Source organism: Bradyrhizobium sp. 195 (assembly GCF_023101665.1).
GTDB lineage: Bacteria > Pseudomonadota > Alphaproteobacteria > Rhizobiales > Xanthobacteraceae > Bradyrhizobium.
Window position 1 is genome coordinate 679,540 of sequence record NZ_CP082161.1, and the last position, 20,179, is coordinate 699,718.

The window sequence follows — 20,179 nt, forward strand, 5'->3', positions numbered from 1 at the left end:
CATGCGGATCGATCCCACCGAGCTCGGCGCCGAGCGCATCTACCGTCTGATGACCGGCATCGTGGTGCCGCGTCCCATCGCGTGGGTCACCAGCCTGTCGCGATCCGGCGTGCTCAACCTCGCCCCGTTCAGCGCCTTCACCTTCGTCTCGCAGAAGCCGCCGATGCTCGCCATCAGCGTCGGCCGCAAGGGCGCCGACTACAAGGACACCGCGCACAACATCCTCGATACCGAGGAATACGTCATCCACATCGCCGATGCGCCGCTGATGTCAGCGGTGCACGATTCATCGGTCGAGCATCCGCCTGAGATCAGCGAGGTCGAACATCTCGGACTCGAAACGCTGCCCTGCGAGCGCATCAAGGTGCGTCGGCTGGCGGCGGCGCCCGTCGCGATGGAATGCCGCTTTCGGCAATGCCTCGAATTCGGCGACGCCAAGAGCCGGCTCATCGTCGGCGAGGTCATGATGTTCCATATCCGCGACGGCCTCGTGAACGACGGCAAGGTTGAGACCGCCGCGCTCGACCCGATCGCCCGCATCGGCGGTCCTCGTTACGCCCGGCTCGGCGAGATCGTGACGCTCAAGACCGTGTTCCAGACGCCGAAATCGAAAGACTGAGCGCCGCCGCCCGCCGCGCTGCCCGAACACCATTGGAGAACGACCATGCGCCTCGTAAGCTATCTCTTGGATGGAGAGCCGCGCTATGGCGCGGCCGTTGAAGGCGGCGTGATCGATCTGACCAGGCGGATCGGCCGCGACTTCTCCGATGTCCGCGCGCTGATCGCGGCCAATGCGCTCGCCGATGCGCAGGAAGCGGTAGCCGGCGTCAAGCCCGACTACGCGCTGGACGACCTCGTCCTGCTGCCGCCGGTGCTGGCGCCGGAAAAGCTGTGGTGCATCGGCGTCAATTACGCCGAGCGCAACGCCGAATATCAGGACAATTCGGACCTGCCCAAATATCCGAGCCTGTTCGTGCGCAGCATGTCGTCGATGACGGGCTCGGGCCAGCCGCTGGAGAAGCCGAAGGTTTCGGATCAGCTCGACTACGAGGGCGAGCTCGTCATCGTGATCGGGCAGGGCGGCCGTCACATCCCGCGCGACAAGGCCTGGGGCCACATCTTCGGCATGACGCTGTGCAACGAGGGCACGATCCGCGACTGGCTGCGTCACGGCAAGTTCAACGTGACCCAAGGCAAGAATTTCGATCGCTCCGGCAGCATCGGCCCGTGGATCGTCACCGCGGACGAGCTCGACCCGCGCGGGCCGCACGACATCACCACGCGCGTTAACGGCGAGGTGCGGCAGCAGGACACGACCGAGCGGCTGATGTTCCCGTTCGATTTCATCATCTCCTATCTCTCCACCTTCGCAACGCTGAAGCCCGGCGACATGATCGTGACGGGCACGCCGACGGGCGCGGGCGCCCGCTTCAATCCACCGCGGTGGCTGAAAGTCGGCGACGTCGTCGAGGTCGAGTCGAGCCGCATCGGCGTGTTGCGCAACACCGTCGCGGCGGAGCAATAGACCATGCTGGATAGCGCCACGATCGAACGCCTTGCCGCGCGCCTCGACGAGGCCGAGCGCACGAAATCGCTGATCCCGATGTTCACGAAAGAATATCCGGATTTCAGCATCGAAGACGCCTACGCGATCCAGCGCGCCTGGACCAAACTTCAGCTCGGCCGCGGCCGCATCATCAAGGGCCACAAGATCGGCCTGACTTCGAAGGCGATGCAGAACGCGGTCGGCATCTCCGAGCCGGATTACGGCGTGCTGTTCGCCGACATGTTCTATGCCGACGCGACGCCGATTCCGTTCGACCGCTTCCACGCGCCGCGCATCGAGGTCGAGCTCGCCTTCGTGCTGAAGGCGCCGCTGCGCGGTCCCGATTGCACCATCTTCGACGTGCTCAATGCCACCGACTACGTGACGCCGGCGCTCGAGATCCTGGAGACGCGCATGCATCGCGTCGATCCGGAAACCGGCAAGACCCGCAAGGTGATGGACACGATCTCGGATAACGCCGCCAATGCCGCGCTGGTGCTCGGCGGCCGTCCGATCCGCCCGATGGACGCGGATCTGCGCTGGATCGGCGCGCTGCTGTTCCGCAACGGCGAGGTCGAGGAAACCGGCCTTGCAGCCGGCGTGCTCAATCACCCCGCCAACGGCATCGCCTGGCTCGCCAACCGCCTCGCGCCGCATGACGAGCATCTTAGGGCGGGCGAGGTCGTGCTGGCGGGATCGTTCACACGTCCGGTCGACATCCGCCGCGGCGACACGTTCCACGCCGATTACGGCGCGTTCGGGTCGGTGTCGTGCCAGTTTGTCTGAACCAATAACAAACAGGGAGCGCAGTATGACGGGTCAAACACGGCGCAAGAGCATCCATATCGGCGGCTTCAAGCACGTCAATCCGATTCCGAACGCCTGCCGCATCGGCAATCTCGTGATGTCGGGTGTCATCCTCGGCCGCGATCCCTCGACCAATGCGATGCCGGAGAGTCTCGACGCCCAATGCGCCAACATGTTCGCGCACATGAAGGCGACGGTGGAGGCCGCCGGCGGCAGCACGGACGACATCATCAAGATGACGGTGTGGCTGAAGGACCGCACGCAGCGCGGGCCCGTCAATGTCGAGTGGCTGAAGATGTTTCCGGACGAGCATTCGCGCCCGGCGCGCCACGCGCTGCCGATGGACAACATGGACGGCGGCGCGCTGGTGCAGTGCGACTTCACCGCCGTGATCGACTGAAGGAGTTTTGCGCATGCCGACCTATCTGCCGTTCGATCCCAATCCGCGCCGTCCGATCAAGGCGCCGCCGCCGAAGACCGTCGACAGCCAGTTTCACGTGCTGGGTCCGATCGACAAATATCCGGAGCGTCCCGGCGCGGCCTATCGGATGCCGAGTGCAACCTGGGAAGCTGCGTTGCGCATGCACAAGCAGCTCGGCATCGAGCGCGGCATCATCGTGCAGACCACGACCTACGGCGCCGACCATGCCGTCGTGCTCGACGGCTTAGCTGCGATGGGCCCGAACTATCGCGGCTGCGCCAACGCGCTGGTGTTCGCGGAAGCGAGCGACTCCTATCTCTCCAAGCTGCATGAGGCCGGAGTGCGCGGCGCGCGCTTCAGCTTCCGCCAGGAGCTCGGCGCCGTGCTGTCCGACGCCGATTTCGCCCGCGCCATCGCCCGCATCCGCGAGCTCGGCTGGTACGTCAAGATCCAGCCCGAGAAGGACGGCATCATGTCGAGTGTTGCGAAATACGAAAATCTCGACGTGCCCGTGCTGATCGACCACATGGCGCGGCCCGACCCCGAGGCCGGCAAGGACGATCCGAATTTACGCAAGATGCTGGAGCTGTTCGCCAAGGGCAATTTCTGGGTGATGCTGTCGCTCGGCGAGAAGACCTCGAAGGCCGGCGCGCCCTACGACGACGTCATCCCGATCGCGCGCGCCTATATCGAGGCGGCCGTCGACCGCTGCGTCTGGGCCAGCGACTGGCCGCATCCGGTGTCGGTGAAGCAGCCGCCGAACGATGCCGACCTGTTGGAGCTGATGTACCGCTACGCGCCGGACCAGACGGAGCTGGAGAAGATTCTGGTGCACAATCCGGCCAAGCTGTTCGGGTTTGCGGATTAGAGTCTGGGCGCACGCCACGCGCGCAGTGCGCTCCCTCTCCCGCTTGCGGGAGAGGGTGGGGGTGAGGGCTCTTTCCTCTAGGGGATTGCCCCATTGCGGAGGCACCCTCTCCCCAGCCCTCCCCCGCAAGCGGGGGAGGCAGCGCACCGCCGTCGGTGCGAACGCTCACCCCACCGGCTGCTTCGCCACCCTCTCCCGCACCTCCGGCGCGATTTCGAACGAGCGCAGCCGCGCGGAATGGTCGTAGATTTGCCCGGTGGTCATCAGCTCGTCCGCACCGGTCTCGGCAATCAGCGCCTTCAGCTTCTCTTCCACCATTTCGGGCGAGCCGACCGCAGAGCACGACAGCGACTGGCCGACCATGGCCTTTTCCGCCGGCGACCATAGCGCGTCCATGTCGTCCACCGGCGGCGGCAGCGGGCCTGGCGTGCCGCGGCGTAGATTGATGAACTGCTGCTGCAGCGAGGAGAACATCCGCTGCGCCTCTGCCTCGCTATCGGCGGCAAACACGTTGACGCCGATCATCGCATAGGGCTTGTCGAGCTGCACTGACGGCTCGAAGCGCGCGCGATATTCGCGCAGCGCCGGCATCATCATCTGCGGCGCGAAATGCGAGGCGAACGCGAACGGCAGCCCGAGCATCGCCGCCAGCTGCGCGCCAAAGGTGCTCGACCCCAGGATCCAGAGCGGCACCTTCGTCCCCATGCCGGGCACGGCGCGGATCGCCTGGTTCGGCTTGATATCGCCGAGCAGCGCCTGCAACTCCAGCACGTCATGCGGAAAATTCTCGGACGTGGTCGCGAGGTCGCGCCGCAGCGCCCTTGCTGTGAACTGATCGGTGCCCGGCGCCCGCCCGAGCCCGAGATCGATTCGCCCGGGATAGAGCGATTCCAGCGTGCCGAACTGTTCGGCGATGACCAGCGGCGAATGGTTCGGCAGCATGATCCCACCCGAGCCGACGCGGATCGTCCTGGTCCCGCCCGCGATGTGCCCGATCACCACCGACGTCGCAGCGCTGGCGATCCCCGTCATGTTGTGATGCTCGGCCAGCCAAAACCGCTTGTACCCCCAGCCTTCCGCATGCTGCGCCAGATCGAGCGAATTGCGAAACGCTTGCGCGGCGTCGCCGCCTTGGCAGATCGGCGCGAGGTCGAGCACGGAGAAGGGGATCATGGGGGTTACCGGCGTGGGTGGCTGCGCAGTCACATGTAGTGTCAGTGCGTAGGATGGGTAGAGCATTTGCGAAACCCATCATGCTTCGTCATCAAGCAAGGCTTTGATTGGTTTCGCTTCCGCCTTCGCTCTCCGAGCTACGGCGGACGCGGCTGTTCGAGTGGCTCGCGCTTCCGTTCACAACACTGTTATTGCGACCTTAGGCGCCCTTCGTCGCAACTGGGCGTTTTGCGCCTGTTGTTGTAGCTTGCGGGAGCAGCCGCAGGGTTGCCAGGAGGAACCGACATGACCACGGTCCTATTCAACCGCCGAAGCCTGCTCACGGGCGGCTCCGTCCTCGCAACCGGCGTCTTGGTATCAGGCGTTTCCGGATTGCTGCTGCCCGCCCGTGCGGCAGGCCTCGCGCCGACCGAAACGATGTCGGGCGGAGCGAATAATTACCGCAAGGGCGCGGCGACCGTGGACCGGATCGGCAAGGGCGGCTTCTGGATGAGCGGCACCGTCCGCCGCGCCGGCGACGGGGCTCCGCTTGCCGGGCAGCGCATTCAGATCTGGGCGCACACGGTCGAAGGGCAGGAGCACGAGCCGCAGAGCCATGGCGCCACGCTCACCGACAAGGACGGCAAGTTCCGGCTGGAGATGCCGCAGATCATTCCGATCTTCGGCCAGCCGCATGGTCACCTCGCCTATGACAGCGGTGAGTTCAAAACCGTCTTCCTGCGGCCGGTGATGCGGAGCGCCAAGGAAACCAGCCTCGAGGCGCACTTCGTCCTGCAGCCGGCCTGACCGGGCTTACGGATGAAGGGGTGGAGGTTGGCGCGGGTGATCCTGATCTGGGTCGCCCTTGCCGTGGCCATTGGCGTGCCGATCGCGCTAGCTGCAACAAGCGAGCAGCTCGCATGGCGCGGTCCGGTCTACATCCTTGCCGGATTTGCCGGGATCATCGCCCTCGGCCTCGTGCTGATTCAGCCTCTGCTGGTCGGCGGTTATCTGCCGGGACTGTCGGCCTATCGCGGTCGGCGCGCCCATCATTGGATCGGCGGCGCGCTTGCGCTTGCGGTCGTGGTCCACGTCGCCGGCCTCTGGATCACCAGTCCCCCTGATATGATCGACGCGCTGACCTATGCATCGCCGACGCCGTTCTCACCCTTCGGCGTGACCGCCATGTGGGCCATCTTCATTGTTGCGATTCTGGCCGCGTTGCGCCGGCGATTGGGACTGCGGCTGCGAACCTGGCGCATCGTCCATATTCCCCTCGCAATCGTCATCGTCGCAGGCACCGTCGCCCATTGCCTCCTGATCGAGGGAACAATGGAGACGGTCTCGAAGGCCGTGCTGTGCGCAGCCGTCCTCGCGGCGACCATCAAGGTCATGGTTGATCTGCAGGTCTGGCGAAAGCGAAGGACGCTGCGCGGGGAAAGCCCGTAGCCCGGATGGAGCGAAGCGAAATCCGGGGTAGCTGCATCCGTGGCTGACAGCCCCGGACTACGCTTGCACGCCATCCGGGCTACGCCTCAAGAGGCGAAAATCTCTCACCACGTCATTGCGAGGCGCTCTTGCGACGAAGCAATCCAGACTGCCGCAGCGGAACGATTCTGGATTGCTTCGCTTCCGCTCGCAATGACGGCGCACGCCGTTCCGCTTGCCGCAAATAGCGCCGAGGCGTAACCTCGCCCGATGATTGTGGCTGCCCCCGATCTGAGAGCGTTCCTGCTCGCGACGCCGTTCTTCGGCGGCCTTTCGGACGGAGGCCTCGATCTGCTGATGTCGATGCTGGTCGAGCGCTGCTTCGATGCCAACGCGACCGTCGTGGCGGAGGGCGAGCCGGGACGCTCGATGTTCATCGTCAAATCCGGCCGCCTCGCGGTGAGCAAGCGGGCGAATGCGGGAAGCGCCATCCCCATTTCCCGGCTGGAGCGTGGTGATTTCTTCGGCGAGATGACGCTGATCGAAATGCAAAACCGCTCTGCGACGGTGGTCGCAGAGGTGCCGACGGTGCTGTACGAGCTGACGGCCCAAAATCTCTACGCCTGCTACAAGGCCGACATCCACGCCTATGTGGTCGTCCTGCAGAACATCAACCGCGAACTGTGCCGGCGCTTGCGCCGGGCAGACAATCGGTTCACGAGGCAGCAGCTGGGTGATGACGATTGATGGTGCGCAGGCGGGCAGACCGGTCGCGAAACCCTCATGTCTCGCCACTGAGCAAGGCCTCGACGGATCTTGGAAATCACGACTTATCGTGCGCGTATTTTTCCAAGACCAGCCGGTTATATTCATCTCTTACGGCTCTTCGTGAAAGATGACCTTTTCGGTCTTTGGCAATTTTCAGAAGGTCGGGATCAGTCGGTCCCCTCCGCCGAAATCTCGCAAAGAGTCGGGTCGGAGGCGCCGACGTCCTTCCAAACAGCCGGTCAAGCCATTCCATCGTGTCCTCCCGGACAGACCGCGAGCTATGACACTATCACCATGAATCTAGTGGTCAAAAGGACGTTGTGACGCATCTTTTCGAAGGCGCCATAAAAGCCGACATCGTGCACCGATTGTGAAACGTCGGGCAAAACACCCACAACCCGTCAAGCCCCCGCCGCGAAAATATTCCACTTTACCGAAATTCGGAATTGCGGCATATTCGCGCCATCCCGACCCAAGGAGAGGGGCGATCGTACGTCGCAACGAACGTGGGCTGGGGTGCGGTGGACGCGGCTGCGTCGGGCACGGCAAGGCGGGACCAGGGCGGGTGAACCTCGTGAGGTCTTGCTCCGTGTGACGAACGATGTTGCTGCGTACGGCTAAACCATGTCGTCCTGGCTGTCGTTGCTACAGCCAAGCTTTCGCGAAGATGCATCGGCCAACCGGACGCGGTGCATCAGTTTTCGCGAGGTGACGGAGGCCAGAAGGAACTCGGCTCCGGGGAGAGCAGGCATAGGCCGTCAACCCCATCGCGCAGGGAAGGCCGGGTGTTTTCCGGCCCACCTGTTGTCCGCCTGCGCATTTGCGTGTGCAAATCTTTCGCGCAGCGGGTCATGGGTGCCAGCCGGCACCCGGTCTTCCCTGCGCCCTCTTCAAAGAAGAGGGTCAAGGAAACGAGCAAAACTCGGGCGTTTCAAGCCGCGAGAACGCGGCTTCATGTGTGGACACAGGAATGACCGAACGTTCGCGCTTCGCCGGTGTCGCCTGTATCAGCGACGGGCGGCGATCGCCGTCAGCTCCAGCCTGACGCTAGGTCCGAGATCCGCAACGCCGATGGCGGCGCGCGCCGGCAGCTGGTCCGCGGTGAAATAGCGCTTCCACACCTGGTTGAACGCCGCCTTGTCGGCGAGATCAGCCATGAAGATGGTCACCTGGAGAACGCAGGAGAGATCGGAGCCGGCCCCATCGAGCAAGGTCTTCAACTGTCGAAGCACATCGTCGGCCTGGCCCGTCATGTCGAGCCCCGCATCTTCAGGAACGATGCCGCCGAGATAGAGCACGCCGTTATGCTCGACGATCTCGTGGAGCAGTCCTTCATACGGCAGGGAACGTTTGATCACGATGGCATCCGTGGATGTTGCGGACCCGCTGGCCAGGGCGCAAGGCTTGTTTCAAAAAGGCTCGCTTCAGGAGGGGAAGCTGGTGCTGCCAGACAGGATTGAACTGTCGACCTCTCCATTACCAATGGAGTGCTCTACCACTGAGCTACGGCAGCATGTGCTGGTGAAGAATCGGGCGCCCGAGGGGCCTACCAAGCGGGCCGATATCTGCCACAAGCCCCCCTCCTGTGCAAGCTTGCTCGGCCTGTCAAAACGAGAAAATCGGGCCGATATCGGGGCCAAAGTGCCCATTTGGGCTCGAAACCACCGGCTTTGCGTCGATTCGGGTTCCGATATTCCCACCCAACTGGCCAGTTGCCTGAAAGCTCGCGCTGGATTCATTTCGCGTTTCGCACGATCGGATCACCCGGGCCTCTTGAGCTGCCGTATTCCTTGGGCATGGTATTGCCGGTGACACCTGAGTGGACCCGCAATGGCCGACGAAACCGACAAGAGCACGAGACAGGCGAAGTCGTCCCGGGACGACCGGCTGAAATCGGCACTGCGCGAAAACCTGAAGCGGCGGAAGCTGCAGGCGCGCGAACGCGCCGCAAGCTCTGAGCCCTCGCAAAACGATGATGGTTCCCCAAGTAATGGGACCGCCGGGAAAGCCGGTACTTGAGAATTTTGGAATGAGTGGGAATGACGATGGCGCAGGACGAACAGCAACGAAATGACGATGACGCGCTGATGTCGCGCTTCACGCGCCCCGAGCAGACCTTTCCCGCGCTGACCCCGGCTGAAATCGAGCGTGTCAGGCATTTCGGTGAAGTCCGTAACTACGCCGACGGCGAATTCCTGTTCGAGACCGGCAAGCCGGGGCCCGGCATGTTCGTGGTGCTGAAAGGCCATGTCGCCATCACCCAGCGCGACGGGCTTGGTCACGTCACGCCGGTGATCGAGCAGGGGCCGGGTCAATTTCTGGCCGAACTCGGCCAGCTCTCGGGCCAGCCGGCGCTGGTCGACGGCCGCGCCGAGGGCGATGTCGAGACGCTGCTGTTGCCGCCGGACCGGCTGCGCGCGCTGCTGGTCGCCGAGGCTGACCTTGGCGAGCGCATCATGCGGGCGCTGATCCTGCGCCGGGTCAATCTGATCCAGGCCGGCGTCGGCGGTCCCGTGCTGATTGGTCCGTCGCACTCGGCCGGCGTCGTCCGGCTGCAGGGTTTTCTCACCCGCAACGGCCAGCCGCATCATCTGCTCGATCCCGCGCACGACCGCGACGCCGCTGAATTGATCGCGCGCTATTCGCCCAAGCCTCAGGACTGGCCGCTGGTCGTCGCCGCAAGCGGCGCGGTGCTGCGCAACCCAAACGAGACCGAGCTTGCGCGCGCCATCGGCATGATCGGCGGGGCAAAGGACGACCGCATCTATGACGTCGCTGTCGTCGGCTGCGGACCGGCCGGTCTTGCCACCGCCGTGTATGCCGCCTCCGAAGGACTGTCCGTTGCCGTGCTCGACATCCGCGCCTTCGGCGGCCAGGCCGGCGCCAGCGCGCGCATCGAGAACTATCTGGGCTTTCCGACCGGCATTTCCGGCCAGGCCCTGACCGCGCGCGCCTTCACCCAAGCGCAAAAATTTGGTGCCGACATCATGATCCCCGTCACGGTGAAGTCGCTCGATTGCACGCGCAAGGACGGCGCGTTCTCGGTGGCGCTCGACGGCTGCGATCCCTTGCGCTCGCGGGCGGTCGTGGTCGCGAGCGGTGCGCGCTATCGCCGGCCGGAGATCGCAAGCCTCGACAAGTTCGAGGGACGCGGCGTCTGGTACTGGGCCTCGCCGGTCGAGGCGCGGCTCTGCGCCGGCGAGGAGGTGGCCCTCGTCGGTGCCGGCAATTCGGCAGGCCAGGCCGCCGTGTTCCTCTCGGGTCACGCCAAGAAGGTGCTGATGATCATCCGCGGCGGCGGTCTGGGCGCCAGCATGTCGCGCTATCTCATCGAGCGCATCGAAGCGACGCCGAACATCGAATTGATGTTCAACACCGAGATCACGGCGCTCGAGGGCGACGAGGCCTCGCTGCTGCGGCGCATTCGCTGGAAGAGCCGGTTGTCGAGCGATGAGGATGAAGCCAACATCCGCAACCTGTTTTTGTTCGTGGGCGCCGATCCCGCCACCTCCTGGCTCGACGGCTGCGGCGTGACGCTCGATCGCGGCGGCTTCGTCGTGACAGGCGCGCAGTCCGAGCAGAACCAGGGCCGGCTGGTGGCGCCGCTGGAGACCTCCGTGCCCGGCGTCTACGCCGTCGGCGACGTCCGCTCCGGTTCGGTCAAGCGCGTCGGCGGTGCCATCGGCGAGGGCGCCCAGGTCGTGGCCTCCCTGCACGGCTATCTCGGCGACGCCGCAAAACCGGCGCTTTAGAGCACGATCCGGAAAAGTGTGAAGCGGTTTTCCGCAAGATCGCGCTCAGCGATAAGTCAAGCAGAAGACAAGCGGGTGGCAAGACGAATCCGGCTTGCCATCGCGCCGCGTCCCACAGACTATCCCCTCATCCTGAGGAGCGCGCAGCGCGCGCGTCTCGAAGGATGAAGGCCCGGATACATCCGGGCCTGCATGGTTCGCGCGGCGATGCGCAAGCATCGTCCGCAGGGGCGCTCACGCGCCTCCTCACCATGAGGATCTACAAACAAAATATCTAACGGGAGGACTAAATGGCTGAAATCGTCGTGCTCTACAAGACACCCAAGGATGCTGCCGCCTTCGACAAGTACTATGCCGAGACGCATATTCCGCTCGCCAAGAAGCTTCCCGGCCTGAAGAAATACGCCATCAGCAAAGGGCCGGTCGCATCTCCCGCCGGGCCCTCCGGAATCCATCTCGTCGCCATTCTCACCTTCGACAGCGTAGCCGATATTCAGGCGGCATTCGGCAGCGAGGAAGGCAAGGCGACCGGCGCCGACGTGCCGAAATTCGCCAGCGGCGGCGCCGACCTCCTGATCTTCGACACCAAGGAAGTGTGAAGGATCGATTCAACTTTCGTAGAGGCCTCGTCGCCTCGTAGCCCGGATGGAGCGAAGCGCAATCCGGGGCCCTATCACTTGTGGCAAGCTTCTCGGATTTCGCTGCGCTCCATCCGGGCTACAAATTACATCTGCTCGCGATTGCGACAGTGATGCAAAAAGTTCAGCCATGCGTTTGTCGATTCGCACGATGACGCATGGCTGCGCACCTGCATGCGGCGACAACGCATGTGGCAATTCCATGAGCACCGTAATACTACTCTCCTCATCTCAACGCGGAGAGTAGGAGAGATGTCATGGTCCTTGGCTTGAGCCTGCCTGCCTTCACTTTGGTCCACGTCATCATCAGCCTGATCGCCATCGCCGCCGGCCTCGTCGTGATGTTCGGTCTGCTCGGCTCGAAGTCGATGCCGGGCCTCACCGCGATCTTCTTGGCTTTCACGATCCTGACCAGCGTCACCGGCTTCCTGTTTCCGTTTGAGAAGCTGCTGCCCTCGCACATCATCGGCATCATCTCGCTGGTGCTGCTCGCGCTCGCCTGCGTTGCGCTGTACGGCATGAAGCTCTCCGGCGTCTGGCGTCCGGTCTACATCGTGACCGCGATGATCTCGCTCTATTTCAACGTCTTCGTGCTGGTGATCCAGTCGTTCCTCAAGGTGCCGGCGCTGGCCGCGCTCGCGCCGGCCGTGGCGCCGGCGCCACCATCTGGTCCCGTGTTCGCGGTGGTGCAGGGCATCGTGCTGGTGTTCTTCGTCGTGATCACCATCGGCGCCTGGCGCCGCTTCAGGCCGATGGCATTTGCCTGATCACACGATTCTCAACGTTCCCAGGTGATGCGAGACATCGCATTCGGGACCTTGCGCACCTATCTGCGCATCATCGGCGCGTGCTTGATCACGCGTAGCGCAATGGATCTTCACTGAAAGAGAGCAGTCCATGCCCACCATCACCACCAAAGACGGCGTCGAGATCTTCTACAAGGATTGGGGAAGTGGTCAGCCGATCGTGTTCAGCCATGGCTGGCCGCTGTCGTCCGACGACTGGGACGCGCAGATGATTTTCTTCGTCAACAACGGCTACCGCGTCATCGCCCATGACCGCCGCGGCCATGGCCGCTCGTCGCAGGTCGCCGACGGTCACGACATGGATCATTATGCCGACGACCTCGCGGCCGTCACCGCGCATCTCGACCTCAAGAACGCCATTCATGTCGGCCATTCCACCGGCGGCGGCGAAGTCGTGCATTACATCGCGCGCCACGGCGACAGCCGGGTGGCGAAAGCCGCGATCCTCTCCGCGGTGCCGCCGCTGATGGTGCAGACCCCCGCCAATCCCGGCGGCCTGCCGAAGAGCGTGTTCGACGATCTCCAGAAGCAACTTGCCGCCAGTCGCACCCAATTCTATCGCGACCTGCCGGCCGGCCCGTTCTACGGCTACAATCGCCCCGGCGCAAAACCGTCGGAAGCGGTGATCCAGAACTGGTGGCGCCAGGGCATGATGGGCGGCGCCAAGGCGCATTACGACGGTATCGTCGCGTTCTCGCAGACTGACTTCACCGAAGACCTCAAGAAGATCAACGTGCCGGTGCTGGTGATGCACGGCGACGACGACCAGATCGTGCCTTACGCCGATTCCGCCCCGCTCTCGGCCAAGCTGCTGAAGAAGGGCACGCTGAAGACCTACAAGGGCTTCCCGCACGGCATGCCGACCACCCACGCCGAGACCATCAACGCGGATCTCCTGGCGTTTTTCAAGGAGTGAAGGCGCTCCGCGAGTCCGGAATCGTAGGGTGGGCAAAGGCGCTCTCGCGCCGTGCCCACCACCTGCCATTAATTACTGAGAAGACGTGGGCACGCTTCGCTTTGCCCACCCTGCGATATTGGAGGGTGAACGCACCAGCTCACTTCAAGATCGCCCTGATCGCATCGAAGGTGCGCTTGACGAAAATCTCCGGCTTCTCCCGTACACCTTCGCCGATCCAGCTCTCGCCGCCGACGCGCATTGCGCCGGTGGCGATCATGGCGACGAGGCGCGCCTTCAGCTGGTCCGATTTGGTTCTGGCGCGCCGGGCGAGGCCGTCGGCCAGCGCGCGTTCGAGCTTCTCGTATTTGAGCTGATCGCGGGCCCGAAGCGCGGGATTGTCGCGCTTGAGCCGCGACATCGCCGCGGCTTCCGCGGGATCGATCCGCTTGACCGCCGCTGCGATCGCATTTTCCGCGGCCGTCAGCATGGGTTCATCCGCAGGCCGGGCAACGATCTCGGCGACCAAGGCGCTTGCCGCGCCTTCCTGCCAAGCGGCGACCACGTCCTCCTTGGACGCGAAATAATGGAAGAAACTCCGGCGCGACACGTCCGCCGCTGCTGCGATGTCGTCGATGGTCGTGGCTTCGAAGCCGCGCTCCAGGAACAGCGTCATCGCCGCCCGGGTCAGCCGCGCGCGGGTCTCCTGCTGCTTGCGCTGGCGCAGTCCGGTGCCATCAGGGGAATTTCCGCCTGGGGGCAATGACTTGACGCGTTTCCGGACGACCTTCGAAGGCTTCAAATCGGCTCGCCTCTTGCAAACTTGCACTCAGTGCACATTTAGACCGGTCGCGGGCCTCGTTCCAGCCCCGAACGGAGACATGGCATGACCGACTGGACCACGGCAGACATCCCCTCTCTCGCCGGCCAGACGGCCGTGGTCACGGGAGCGACGGGCGGCCTCGGTTACGAGACGGCCATGGCGCTGGCGGGCGCCGGTGCCATTGTCATACTCACCGGACGCAGCGACGCAAAGGGCCTGCGGGCGATCGAAGGCATTTGCGAGCGGTTTCCCAACGCGCTGATCGCCTACGAGCATCTCGATCTCGCCAGCCTCGCTTCCGTCGCCGATTTCGCCAAGCGCTTTGCCGCCGGCAACGAGCAGCTCGACTTCCTCGTCAACAATGCCGGCGTGATGGCGCTGCCGAAGCGACAGCAGACCGAAGATGGTTTCGAGATGCAGCTCGGCACCAACTATCTCGGCCACTACGCCCTGACGGCGCACCTGTTGCCGCAGCTTCGCCCCGCGAAGGCGCCTCGTGTCGTCAATCTCTCGAGCCTTGCGCACCGCTCCGGCGCGATCAATTTCGACGATCTGCAAGGCAAGCACGCCTATCGCGCGTGGCGCGCCTACTGCCAGTCCAAGCTGGCGATGCTGATGTTTTCCCTCGAATTGCAGCGCCGTAGCGACGCGGCCGGCTGGGGCCTGATGAGCCTTGCGGCGCATCCTGGCTTTGCGCGCACCGATCTCGTCGCGAACGGCCTGGGCGCCAACTCGCTCCAGTGGCGGGTCGGCCGGCTACTCCAGCCGCTGTTCAGTCAGTCCGCTGCCGAGGGCGCACTGCCAACGCTGTTCGCCGCGACTTCGCCCACAGCGGAGCCCGGCGGGTATTACGGTCCGAACGGATTCTACGAAATGAAGGGGGCGCCCGCGCTGGCGAAGATCATGCCGCACGCGAAGGATCTCGCTGCGGCGGCCATGCTGTGGGATGCCTCGGCGACATTGACTGGTGTATCCTTCGACGAGATCGCGGCCGCCGCATGAGCCGTTTGGGGACCTCCCGATGCAAGTCATCATCTTCGGCGCGACCGGCATGGTCGGGCAGGGCGTTCTGCGCGAATGCCTGATCGATCCCGGCATTGGCCGTGTGCTCGTGGTCGGCCGCTGTCCGACCGGCGTGCGCAGCGCCAAGCTCGTCGAGATCATCCACGACAATTTTCTCGACTATTCGGCGATCGAAACGCAGCTGACCGGCTTCGATGCCTGCTTTTTCTGCCTCGGCGTCTCCTCGATCGGCATGAGCGAGGAGCGCTACCGGCATCTCACCCATGACCTCACGCTCGCGGCAGCCACGACGCTGGCACGGCTCAACCCACAGATGGTCTTCACCTACGTCACCGGGGCCGGCACTGATTCCACCGAGCGGGGTTCGCGGATGTGGGCGCGGATCAAGGGCAAGACCGAGAACGATCTGCTCAAGCTGCCATTCAGGGCCGCCTATATGTTCCGGCCCGGCGCGATCCAGCCGCTGCACGGCGCCCGTTCCAAGACACCTTGGGTGCAGGCGGTCTATACCGCAACCTGGCCGCTCTGGTCGGTGCTGCGTCGGCTCTCGCCGCGGCTCGTCACCTCGACGGAGCAGATCGGCCGCGCCATGATCCACGTCGCCCGGGAGGGGTATCCGCGGAAGGTGCTGGAGATGGAGGATATCAATAGCCTCTAACCGGCCGACCCGTTAATTTGAACGGAAATTTCGGGGCCTGTGCGCGTTGAGCCCGGCCCACTCCGAAGGAGAAGCGTCGGCGATGCCGCCCCAGCTCAAATTGATCGCACTCGACGCCGATGATCTCGCCGTGATCTCGACCCATGTCCAGGACGCGCGTGTCCAGGCCTCCGACATCCTCTGGCGACAAGGTGAGAAGCGGCTTGTGGTCGGGATGAGCCGGCTGGACTGGGAGCAGACGCTGGAGGGCGAGGCCGAGCCGCGTCGGCTGGTCGCCGCGCTCCGCTTCGACCGCGTGCTCGCCTGCAAGTCGCGCAACATCGACCTCGCTGCTCCCGACAAGGTCCTGGACCTCGTCGGCATCGAATTTCACCCGAGGGACGGGCGCGACGAGGAGCCCGCCGGCAGCGCCCTGCTTTTGTTCGCGGAAGGTGGTGTCATCCGGCTCGACGTCGAATGCCTGGAATGCGAGCTGACCGACCTCGGGGCGGATGCACTGGGAACGGGGGTGGAGATCGAGGGGGAGGTGTGAGGTTGCCCGTATACCAGCCGTACCGCCCCCGTGCCCGCGCCAGAACGGCACCTTGCGAGGGTTGACGCCGCTTCCCCGCCGCGCCATTGAGCAGGGGACCTGGTGCGCCAACCCGCCCCAAAGACCAGCCAGAAGCCAAGCCAGACATGCCCGTTCGCCTCGACCGCAGCAGCGCCGATTTTGACCAGCGATTCGCGGCCTTCCTCGCCGCCAAGCGCGAGGTCTCGGCCGACGTCGAGGCCGCCGCGCGCGCGATCGTCGACGACGTCGCCAGGCGGGGCGATGCGGCCCTGCTCGAGGCCACGGCAAAGTTCGACCGGCTGACGCTGGATGCATGCAACCTTCGCGTCACCGCCGCCGAGATCGAAGCCGCGACAAAGGCCTGCGATGCCGCGACCCTGGATGCGCTCAAGCTCGCGCGCGACCGCATCGAGATCTATCACCGCCGCCAGCTGCCGACGGACGAACGCTTCACCGACCCGCTCGGCGTCGAGCTCGGCTGGCGCTACACCGCGATCGAATCTGCCGGCCTCTACGTGCCCGGCGGCACGGCGGCCTATCCATCCTCGGTGCTGATGAACGCCGTGCCCGCAAAGGTCGCCGGCGTCTCGCGCCTCGTGATGGTGGTGCCCTCGCCCGACGGCAAGCTCAATCCGCTGGTGCTGGCGGCCGCGCATCTCGGCGGCGTCAGCGAGATCTACCGCGTCGGCGGCGCGCAGGCCGTGGCCGCGCTTGCGCACGGCACCGCGACCATCGCGCCGGTGGCAAAGATCGTCGGCCCCGGCAATGCCTATGTCGCCGCCGCCAAGCGGTTGGTGTTCGGCAAGGTCGGCATCGACATGATCGCCGGTCCGTCCGAGGTGCTCGTGATCGCCGACGACACCGGCAATGCCGACTGGATCGCCGCTGATCTCCTCGCGCAGGCCGAGCACGATGCCAGCGCGCAGTCGATTCTGATCACGGACTCGGCAGGCCTTGCCGCCGACGTCGAAAAGGCGGTGGAAGCGCAGTTGAAGACGCTGCCGCGCGCCGCAATCGCCCGCGCATCCTGGGCCGATTTCGGCGCCGTCATCATGGTGAAGAACCTCGCCGACGCCATCCCGCTCGCGGACGCCATCGCCGCCGAGCATCTCGAGATCATGACCGTTGATCCCGACGCGCTGGCCGCGAAAATCCGCAATGCCGGCGCTGTGTTCCTCGGGCCGCATACGCCGGAGGCGATCGGCGATTATGTCGGCGGCTCCAACCACGTGCTGCCGACCGCGCGCTCGGCGCGATTCTCCTCAGGGCTTTCGGTGCACGACTTCATGAAGCGCACCTCCATCCTGAAATGCGGCCCGGATCAGCTGCGTGCGCTGGGTCCGGCCGCGATGACGCTCGGCAAGGCGGAGGGGCTCGATGCCCATTCGCGTTCGATTGGATTGCGCCTCAATCTGTCATGACAAAGCCGCCCGAACAGGACGACTCGACCAATCGCATCGTCGGCGTCACGCTGGACGAAGAATCGATCGGCCGTTCCGGGCCTGATATCGAGCACGAGCGCGCGATCGCGATCTACGACCTGATCGAGCAGAACCTGTTCGCGCCCGACGGCGCCGACGCGCAGGGCCCGTTCACGCTGCATATCGGCATCACCGGCAACCGTCTGATGTTCGACATCCGCCGCGAGGACGGCACGCCCGTCGTTGCGCATCTGTTGTCGCTGACGCCGTTCCGGCGGATCGTGAAGGATTATTTCATGATCTGCGACAGCTACTACCAGGCGATCCGCACCGCGACCCCCGACAAGATCGAGGCCATCGACATGGGCCGTCGCGGCATCCATGACGAGGGATCGCGCACGTTGCAGGAGCGGCTGAAGGGCAAGGTGCGGGTCGATTTCGAGACCTCGCGCCGGCTGTTCACGCTCATTACTGTCCTTCACTGGAAGGGGTAAGCGCGCATGATCCCGAAAAGTGGGAACCGGTTTTCGGATCGGATCATGCGCCAAAATAAAAGAGCGTAAGCGATGGCTGCGCCCCCCCGCGCACGCGATCCGCAATCGGTGCTGTTCGCCTGTGCGATGAACAGCGTGCGCTCGCCGATGGCCGAGAGCCTGTTGCAGCACATGTTTCCGCAGGGTCTCTACGTGAAGTCGGCCGGGGCGAGGCGCGGCGAGCTCGATCCGTTTGCGGTGTCCGTGATGGCCGAGCTCGGGCAGGACATCTCTGCGCACAAGCCGCAGACCTTCGAGGAGCTGGAGGACTGGGAGGGGCTGAATTTCGACCTCATCATCACGCTCTCGCCCGAGGCGCACCACAAGGCGCTGGAGCTGACGCGGACACTCGCGGCCGACGTCGAATACTGGCCGACGCAGGATCCCACCACCATCGAGGGCAGCCGCGACCAGAAGCTCGCGGCCTATCGTGAGGTCTGCGATCAGCTGCTGCTGCGCATCCGCCGGCGTTTTGCGAAGGTCGGCGCGGCATCAGGTTGATGATGTCCGAAGTTATCACGCGACCGTGGTGCGCTCCCTCTCCCGCCTGCGGGAGGAGGGTGTCGCCACAGCGGGACAATCCCCCAGAGGAGAGAACCCTCACCCGGCGCTATGCGCCGACCTCTCCCGCAAGCGGGAGAGGTGACAGCGAGCTCGTCGCAAGACCTCCCGTAACACCCGCGTCACAGACTGTGGGCACAGCCATGTCGGAAACCTCGAATCACCAAACCTGGGGTTCCCGGGTTGTGAAACCAGCCCCCTTCCGATAGGTTCCGCGCGCAATTCACCCCGCTTCATCCCCCAAATCACCTGATGCTTGGCCGCCCCAAATTCGTACTTGCCTCCGGTTCGCCGCGTCGGCTGTCGCTGCTCAACCAGGCCGGCATCGAGCCGGACGCGCTCCGGCCGGCCGACGTCGACGAGACGCCGAGGCGGGGCGAGCTGCCGCGCGCCTGCGCCAATCGCCTCGCCCGGGCCAAGGCCGATGCGGCGCTGAAATCGGTGCAGCTCGACGACGAGCTGCGCGGCGCCTTCATCCTCTCCGCCGACACCGTGGTGGCGGTCGGCCGCCGCATCCTGCCCAAGGCCAATCTGGTGGACGAGGCCGCGCAGTGCCTGCGGCTGCTGTCGGGCCGCAACCACCGCGTCTACACCGCGATCTGCCTGGTCACGCCGCGCGAGGCCTTCCGCCAGCGCCTGGTCGAGACCCGCGTCCGCTTCAAGCGCCTCTCGGAAGACGACATCCAGGCCTATATCGGCTCCGGCGAATGGCGCGGCAAAGCCGGCGGCTACGCCGTGCAGGGCATCGCCGGCTCCTTCGTGGTGAAGATGGTGGGGTCCTACACCAACGTGGTCGGCCTGCCGCTCTATGAGACCACCACGCTGCTCGGCGGCGAAGGCTTCCCGATCCGCTTCGGCTGGCTCAACGCCACCACCGCGGTGTGAGCCGGCAAGCCGCGGCCCCACAAAAATCGCGAAAACAACCCCATGCAAAGTAGAATGGCCGGATGGGGCGCACGCGCAGCCGCCCAGGGAACCTGTTTGCCGACAGGCTCTTGAACCGTTTCACCCCGTGCAAGCCGCCGACATCATGGACGACCAGGTCAAAAATCCCGCCAGCCCGCTCAAAACCTGCCCGATCTGCGGCAAGCCGCAGTCGGAGGCCACCCGTCCGTTCTGCTCCTCGCGCTGCCGCGACGTCGATCTGAACCGCTGGCTGAAAGGCTCCTACGTCATCCCCGGCCGCGACGACGATGTGGATGACGTCGAATAGATAAATTATATCAATATCTTGCTTGGATTGCCAGCGCGCCGCGGCAAGCCCGTCCCACCTTGTGCACAGCCGGGCCGCGCCCGGCCAAGCTACTTGACGAAGCCGGGTGGACAGGCCGCCCCGAGCCCACTATAAACCGCCCGCTCGATGGGCCTTGGGTCCTTCGCTCAGCACGCCCAGGTAGCTCAGTTGGTAGAGCATGCGACTGAAAATCGCAGTGTCGGTGGTTCGATTCCGCCCCTGGGCACCACGGCTCTTCTAAGAGCCTGATATTCAAAGCTAAACAGCAAATTCAATGGCTTACCGCTACGGT

24 protein-coding genes and 2 tRNA genes are annotated in these 20,179 nt (G+C 64.6%); 22 read left to right on the forward strand and 4 right to left on the reverse strand.

What is annotated here, in order from left to right:
- The first annotated feature begins 1 nt into the window (after window position 1).
- Genes IVB26_RS03145 through IVB26_RS03165 form a run of 5 tightly spaced genes read left to right on the forward strand, consistent with a single transcriptional unit; the run spans window position 2 to window position 3,642 of the window.
- Window positions 2–619 (forward strand): flavin reductase family protein, encoded by a 618-nt coding sequence (locus tag IVB26_RS03145; protein ID WP_247970581.1) that lies wholly within the window; start codon window positions 2–4, stop codon window positions 617–619.
- A gap of 45 nt (window positions 620–664) precedes the next feature.
- The gene (locus IVB26_RS03150; RefSeq protein ID WP_247970582.1) at window positions 665–1,525 is read left to right on the forward strand and encodes a fumarylacetoacetate hydrolase family protein; all 861 of its coding nucleotides are present in this window, start codon (window positions 665–667) and stop codon (window positions 1,523–1,525) included.
- A 3-nt stretch (window positions 1,526–1,528) separates the two neighbouring features.
- On the forward strand, window positions 1,529–2,332 hold the full coding sequence (gene hpaH / locus IVB26_RS03155; protein ID WP_247970583.1) for a 2-oxo-hept-4-ene-1,7-dioate hydratase: 804 nt from the start codon (window positions 1,529–1,531) through the stop codon (window positions 2,330–2,332).
- Between the two features lie 25 nt (window positions 2,333–2,357).
- A complete protein-coding gene (locus tag IVB26_RS03160; RefSeq protein ID WP_247970584.1) occupies window positions 2,358–2,753 on the forward strand; it encodes a RidA family protein in 396 nt (131 codons plus the stop codon).
- Between the two features lie 13 nt (window positions 2,754–2,766).
- On the forward strand, window positions 2,767–3,642 hold the full coding sequence (locus tag IVB26_RS03165; protein ID WP_247970585.1) for an amidohydrolase family protein: 876 nt from the start codon (window positions 2,767–2,769) through the stop codon (window positions 3,640–3,642).
- 165 nt (window positions 3,643–3,807) lie between these two features.
- Here IVB26_RS03165 and IVB26_RS03170 read toward each other — a convergent pair whose 3' ends face one another.
- Window positions 3,808–4,815 carry an LLM class flavin-dependent oxidoreductase gene (locus tag IVB26_RS03170; RefSeq protein ID WP_247970586.1) on the reverse strand — a complete coding sequence of 336 codons (1,008 nt, stop codon included), beginning with the start codon at window positions 4,813–4,815 and terminating at the stop codon, window positions 3,808–3,810.
- A gap of 285 nt (window positions 4,816–5,100) precedes the next feature.
- Here IVB26_RS03170 and IVB26_RS03175 point away from each other — a divergent pair, with 285 nt between their 5' ends.
- The 3 genes from IVB26_RS03175 (at window position 5,101) to IVB26_RS03185 (ending at window position 6,969) form a co-directional block, all read left to right on the forward strand.
- Window positions 5,101–5,601, forward strand: a complete 501-nt coding sequence (locus tag IVB26_RS03175) for a peptidase associated/transthyretin-like domain-containing protein (RefSeq protein ID WP_247970587.1) — start codon at window positions 5,101–5,103, stop codon at window positions 5,599–5,601.
- 12 nt (window positions 5,602–5,613) lie between these two features.
- Window positions 5,614–6,243, forward strand: a complete 630-nt coding sequence (locus IVB26_RS03180) for a ferric reductase-like transmembrane domain-containing protein (protein ID WP_247970588.1) — start codon at window positions 5,614–5,616, stop codon at window positions 6,241–6,243.
- A 249-nt stretch (window positions 6,244–6,492) separates the two neighbouring features.
- Window positions 6,493–6,969, forward strand: coding sequence for a cyclic nucleotide-binding domain-containing protein (locus IVB26_RS03185; protein WP_247970589.1), 477 nt, complete (start codon window positions 6,493–6,495; stop codon window positions 6,967–6,969).
- Between the two features lie 1,028 nt (window positions 6,970–7,997).
- Here the strand turns inward: IVB26_RS03185 and IVB26_RS03190 are convergent.
- Both IVB26_RS03190 and IVB26_RS03195 read right to left on the reverse strand, forming a co-directional pair.
- The gene (locus tag IVB26_RS03190; protein WP_247970590.1) at window positions 7,998–8,348 is read right to left on the reverse strand and encodes a RidA family protein; all 351 of its coding nucleotides are present in this window, start codon (window positions 8,346–8,348) and stop codon (window positions 7,998–8,000) included.
- Between the two features lie 80 nt (window positions 8,349–8,428).
- A tRNA-Thr gene (locus IVB26_RS03195) sits at window positions 8,429–8,503 on the reverse strand.
- 317 nt (window positions 8,504–8,820) lie between these two features.
- Here IVB26_RS03195 and IVB26_RS03200 point away from each other — a divergent pair.
- The 5 genes from IVB26_RS03200 to IVB26_RS03220 all read left to right on the forward strand — a co-directional run bounded on the left by IVB26_RS03200 (window position 8,821) and on the right by IVB26_RS03220 (window position 13,102).
- Window positions 8,821–9,009, forward strand: a complete 189-nt coding sequence (locus tag IVB26_RS03200; protein WP_247970591.1) for a hypothetical protein — start codon at window positions 8,821–8,823, stop codon at window positions 9,007–9,009.
- 26 nt (window positions 9,010–9,035) lie between these two features.
- A complete protein-coding gene (locus tag IVB26_RS03205; RefSeq protein WP_247973047.1) occupies window positions 9,036–10,742 on the forward strand; it encodes an FAD-dependent oxidoreductase in 1,707 nt (568 codons plus the stop codon).
- Window positions 10,743–11,032: 290 nt separating this feature from the next.
- Entirely contained in the window at window positions 11,033–11,341 is a 309-nt protein-coding gene (locus IVB26_RS03210; RefSeq protein ID WP_212087400.1) for an EthD family reductase, read from the forward strand.
- Window positions 11,342–11,637: 296 nt separating this feature from the next.
- Entirely contained in the window at window positions 11,638–12,147 is a 510-nt protein-coding gene (locus IVB26_RS03215; protein ID WP_247970592.1) for a hypothetical protein, read from the forward strand.
- Between the two features lie 130 nt (window positions 12,148–12,277).
- A complete protein-coding gene (locus IVB26_RS03220; RefSeq protein WP_247970593.1) occupies window positions 12,278–13,102 on the forward strand; it encodes an alpha/beta fold hydrolase in 825 nt (274 codons plus the stop codon).
- Between the two features lie 139 nt (window positions 13,103–13,241).
- Here IVB26_RS03220 and IVB26_RS03225 read toward each other — a convergent pair whose 3' ends face one another.
- Window positions 13,242–13,883, reverse strand: coding sequence for a TetR/AcrR family transcriptional regulator (locus IVB26_RS03225; RefSeq protein WP_458309310.1), 642 nt, complete (start codon window positions 13,881–13,883; stop codon window positions 13,242–13,244).
- An 84-nt stretch (window positions 13,884–13,967) separates the two neighbouring features.
- On the opposite strand from IVB26_RS03225, the gene IVB26_RS03230 reads away from it, so the two are divergent.
- From IVB26_RS03230 to IVB26_RS03270, 9 genes are all read left to right on the forward strand, one after another.
- On the forward strand, window positions 13,968–14,906 hold the full coding sequence (locus IVB26_RS03230; protein ID WP_247970594.1) for an SDR family oxidoreductase: 939 nt from the start codon (window positions 13,968–13,970) through the stop codon (window positions 14,904–14,906).
- 19 nt (window positions 14,907–14,925) lie between these two features.
- Window positions 14,926–15,585, forward strand: a complete 660-nt coding sequence (locus IVB26_RS03235; RefSeq protein ID WP_247970595.1) for a Rossmann-fold NAD(P)-binding domain-containing protein — start codon at window positions 14,926–14,928, stop codon at window positions 15,583–15,585.
- An 82-nt stretch (window positions 15,586–15,667) separates the two neighbouring features.
- Entirely contained in the window at window positions 15,668–16,117 is a 450-nt protein-coding gene (locus tag IVB26_RS03240) for a DUF2948 family protein (protein WP_247970596.1), read from the forward strand.
- Between the two features lie 146 nt (window positions 16,118–16,263).
- Window positions 16,264–17,559 carry a histidinol dehydrogenase gene (gene hisD, locus IVB26_RS03245; RefSeq protein WP_247970597.1) on the forward strand — a complete coding sequence of 432 codons (1,296 nt, stop codon included), beginning with the start codon at window positions 16,264–16,266 and terminating at the stop codon, window positions 17,557–17,559.
- Complete coding sequence (locus tag IVB26_RS03250; protein WP_247970598.1) at window positions 17,556–18,053, forward strand: UPF0262 family protein; 498 nt, start codon at window positions 17,556–17,558, stop codon at window positions 18,051–18,053. The genes hisD and IVB26_RS03250 overlap by 4 nt, the downstream gene beginning before the upstream one ends.
- A 72-nt stretch (window positions 18,054–18,125) precedes the next feature.
- The gene (locus tag IVB26_RS03255; RefSeq protein ID WP_246932327.1) at window positions 18,126–18,593 is read left to right on the forward strand and encodes an arsenate-mycothiol transferase ArsC; all 468 of its coding nucleotides are present in this window, start codon (window positions 18,126–18,128) and stop codon (window positions 18,591–18,593) included.
- A gap of 312 nt (window positions 18,594–18,905) precedes the next feature.
- Window positions 18,906–19,538 carry a Maf-like protein gene (locus IVB26_RS03260; protein ID WP_008543015.1) on the forward strand — a complete coding sequence of 211 codons (633 nt, stop codon included), beginning with the start codon at window positions 18,906–18,908 and terminating at the stop codon, window positions 19,536–19,538.
- 145 nt (window positions 19,539–19,683) lie between these two features.
- Window positions 19,684–19,866, forward strand: a complete 183-nt coding sequence (yacG, locus tag IVB26_RS03265; protein ID WP_246927981.1) for a DNA gyrase inhibitor YacG — start codon at window positions 19,684–19,686, stop codon at window positions 19,864–19,866.
- Window positions 19,867–20,040: 174 nt separating this feature from the next.
- Window positions 20,041–20,116 (forward strand) — tRNA-Phe (locus IVB26_RS03270).
- Window positions 20,117–20,179: the final 63 nt, after the last annotated feature.

Excerpts from the sequence above, each read along its gene's own strand:
- IVB26_RS03210 (WP_212087400.1), top strand. The coding sequence starts at position 11,033 with ATGGCTGAAATCGTCGTGCTCTACAAGACACCCAAGGATGCTGCCGCC.
- IVB26_RS03215 (WP_247970592.1), top strand. The coding sequence starts at position 11,638 with ATGGTCCTTGGCTTGAGCCTGCCTGCCTTCACTTTGGTCCACGTCATC.
- IVB26_RS03260 (WP_008543015.1), top strand. The coding sequence starts at position 18,906 with ATGCTTGGCCGCCCCAAATTCGTACTTGCCTCCGGTTCGCCGCGTCGG.
- IVB26_RS03160 (WP_247970584.1), top strand. The coding sequence starts at position 2,358 with ATGACGGGTCAAACACGGCGCAAGAGCATCCATATCGGCGGCTTCAAG.
- IVB26_RS03255 (WP_246932327.1), top strand. The coding sequence starts at position 18,126 with ATGGCTGCGCCCCCCCGCGCACGCGATCCGCAATCGGTGCTGTTCGCC.
- IVB26_RS03165 (WP_247970585.1), top strand. The coding sequence starts at position 2,767 with ATGCCGACCTATCTGCCGTTCGATCCCAATCCGCGCCGTCCGATCAAG.
- IVB26_RS03185 (WP_247970589.1), top strand. The coding sequence starts at position 6,493 with ATGATTGTGGCTGCCCCCGATCTGAGAGCGTTCCTGCTCGCGACGCCG.
- IVB26_RS03170 (WP_247970586.1), bottom strand. The coding sequence starts at position 4,815 with ATGATCCCCTTCTCCGTGCTCGACCTCGCGCCGATCTGCCAAGGCGGC.
- yacG (WP_246927981.1), top strand. The coding sequence starts at position 19,684 with ATGGACGACCAGGTCAAAAATCCCGCCAGCCCGCTCAAAACCTGCCCG.
- IVB26_RS03250 (WP_247970598.1), top strand. The coding sequence starts at position 17,556 with ATGACAAAGCCGCCCGAACAGGACGACTCGACCAATCGCATCGTCGGC.
- IVB26_RS03230 (WP_247970594.1), top strand. The coding sequence starts at position 13,968 with ATGACCGACTGGACCACGGCAGACATCCCCTCTCTCGCCGGCCAGACG.
- IVB26_RS03235 (WP_247970595.1), top strand. The coding sequence starts at position 14,926 with ATGCAAGTCATCATCTTCGGCGCGACCGGCATGGTCGGGCAGGGCGTT.
- IVB26_RS03145 (WP_247970581.1), top strand. The coding sequence starts at position 2 with ATGCGGATCGATCCCACCGAGCTCGGCGCCGAGCGCATCTACCGTCTG.
- IVB26_RS03220 (WP_247970593.1), top strand. The coding sequence starts at position 12,278 with ATGCCCACCATCACCACCAAAGACGGCGTCGAGATCTTCTACAAGGAT.
- IVB26_RS03205 (WP_247973047.1), top strand. The coding sequence starts at position 9,036 with ATGGCGCAGGACGAACAGCAACGAAATGACGATGACGCGCTGATGTCG.
- IVB26_RS03240 (WP_247970596.1), top strand. The coding sequence starts at position 15,668 with ATGCCGCCCCAGCTCAAATTGATCGCACTCGACGCCGATGATCTCGCC.
- IVB26_RS03180 (WP_247970588.1), top strand. The coding sequence starts at position 5,614 with ATGAAGGGGTGGAGGTTGGCGCGGGTGATCCTGATCTGGGTCGCCCTT.
- IVB26_RS03150 (WP_247970582.1), top strand. The coding sequence starts at position 665 with ATGCGCCTCGTAAGCTATCTCTTGGATGGAGAGCCGCGCTATGGCGCG.
- hisD (WP_247970597.1), top strand. The coding sequence starts at position 16,264 with ATGCCCGTTCGCCTCGACCGCAGCAGCGCCGATTTTGACCAGCGATTC.
- hpaH (WP_247970583.1), top strand. The coding sequence starts at position 1,529 with ATGCTGGATAGCGCCACGATCGAACGCCTTGCCGCGCGCCTCGACGAG.
- IVB26_RS03175 (WP_247970587.1), top strand. The coding sequence starts at position 5,101 with ATGACCACGGTCCTATTCAACCGCCGAAGCCTGCTCACGGGCGGCTCC.
- IVB26_RS03200 (WP_247970591.1), top strand. The coding sequence starts at position 8,821 with ATGGCCGACGAAACCGACAAGAGCACGAGACAGGCGAAGTCGTCCCGG.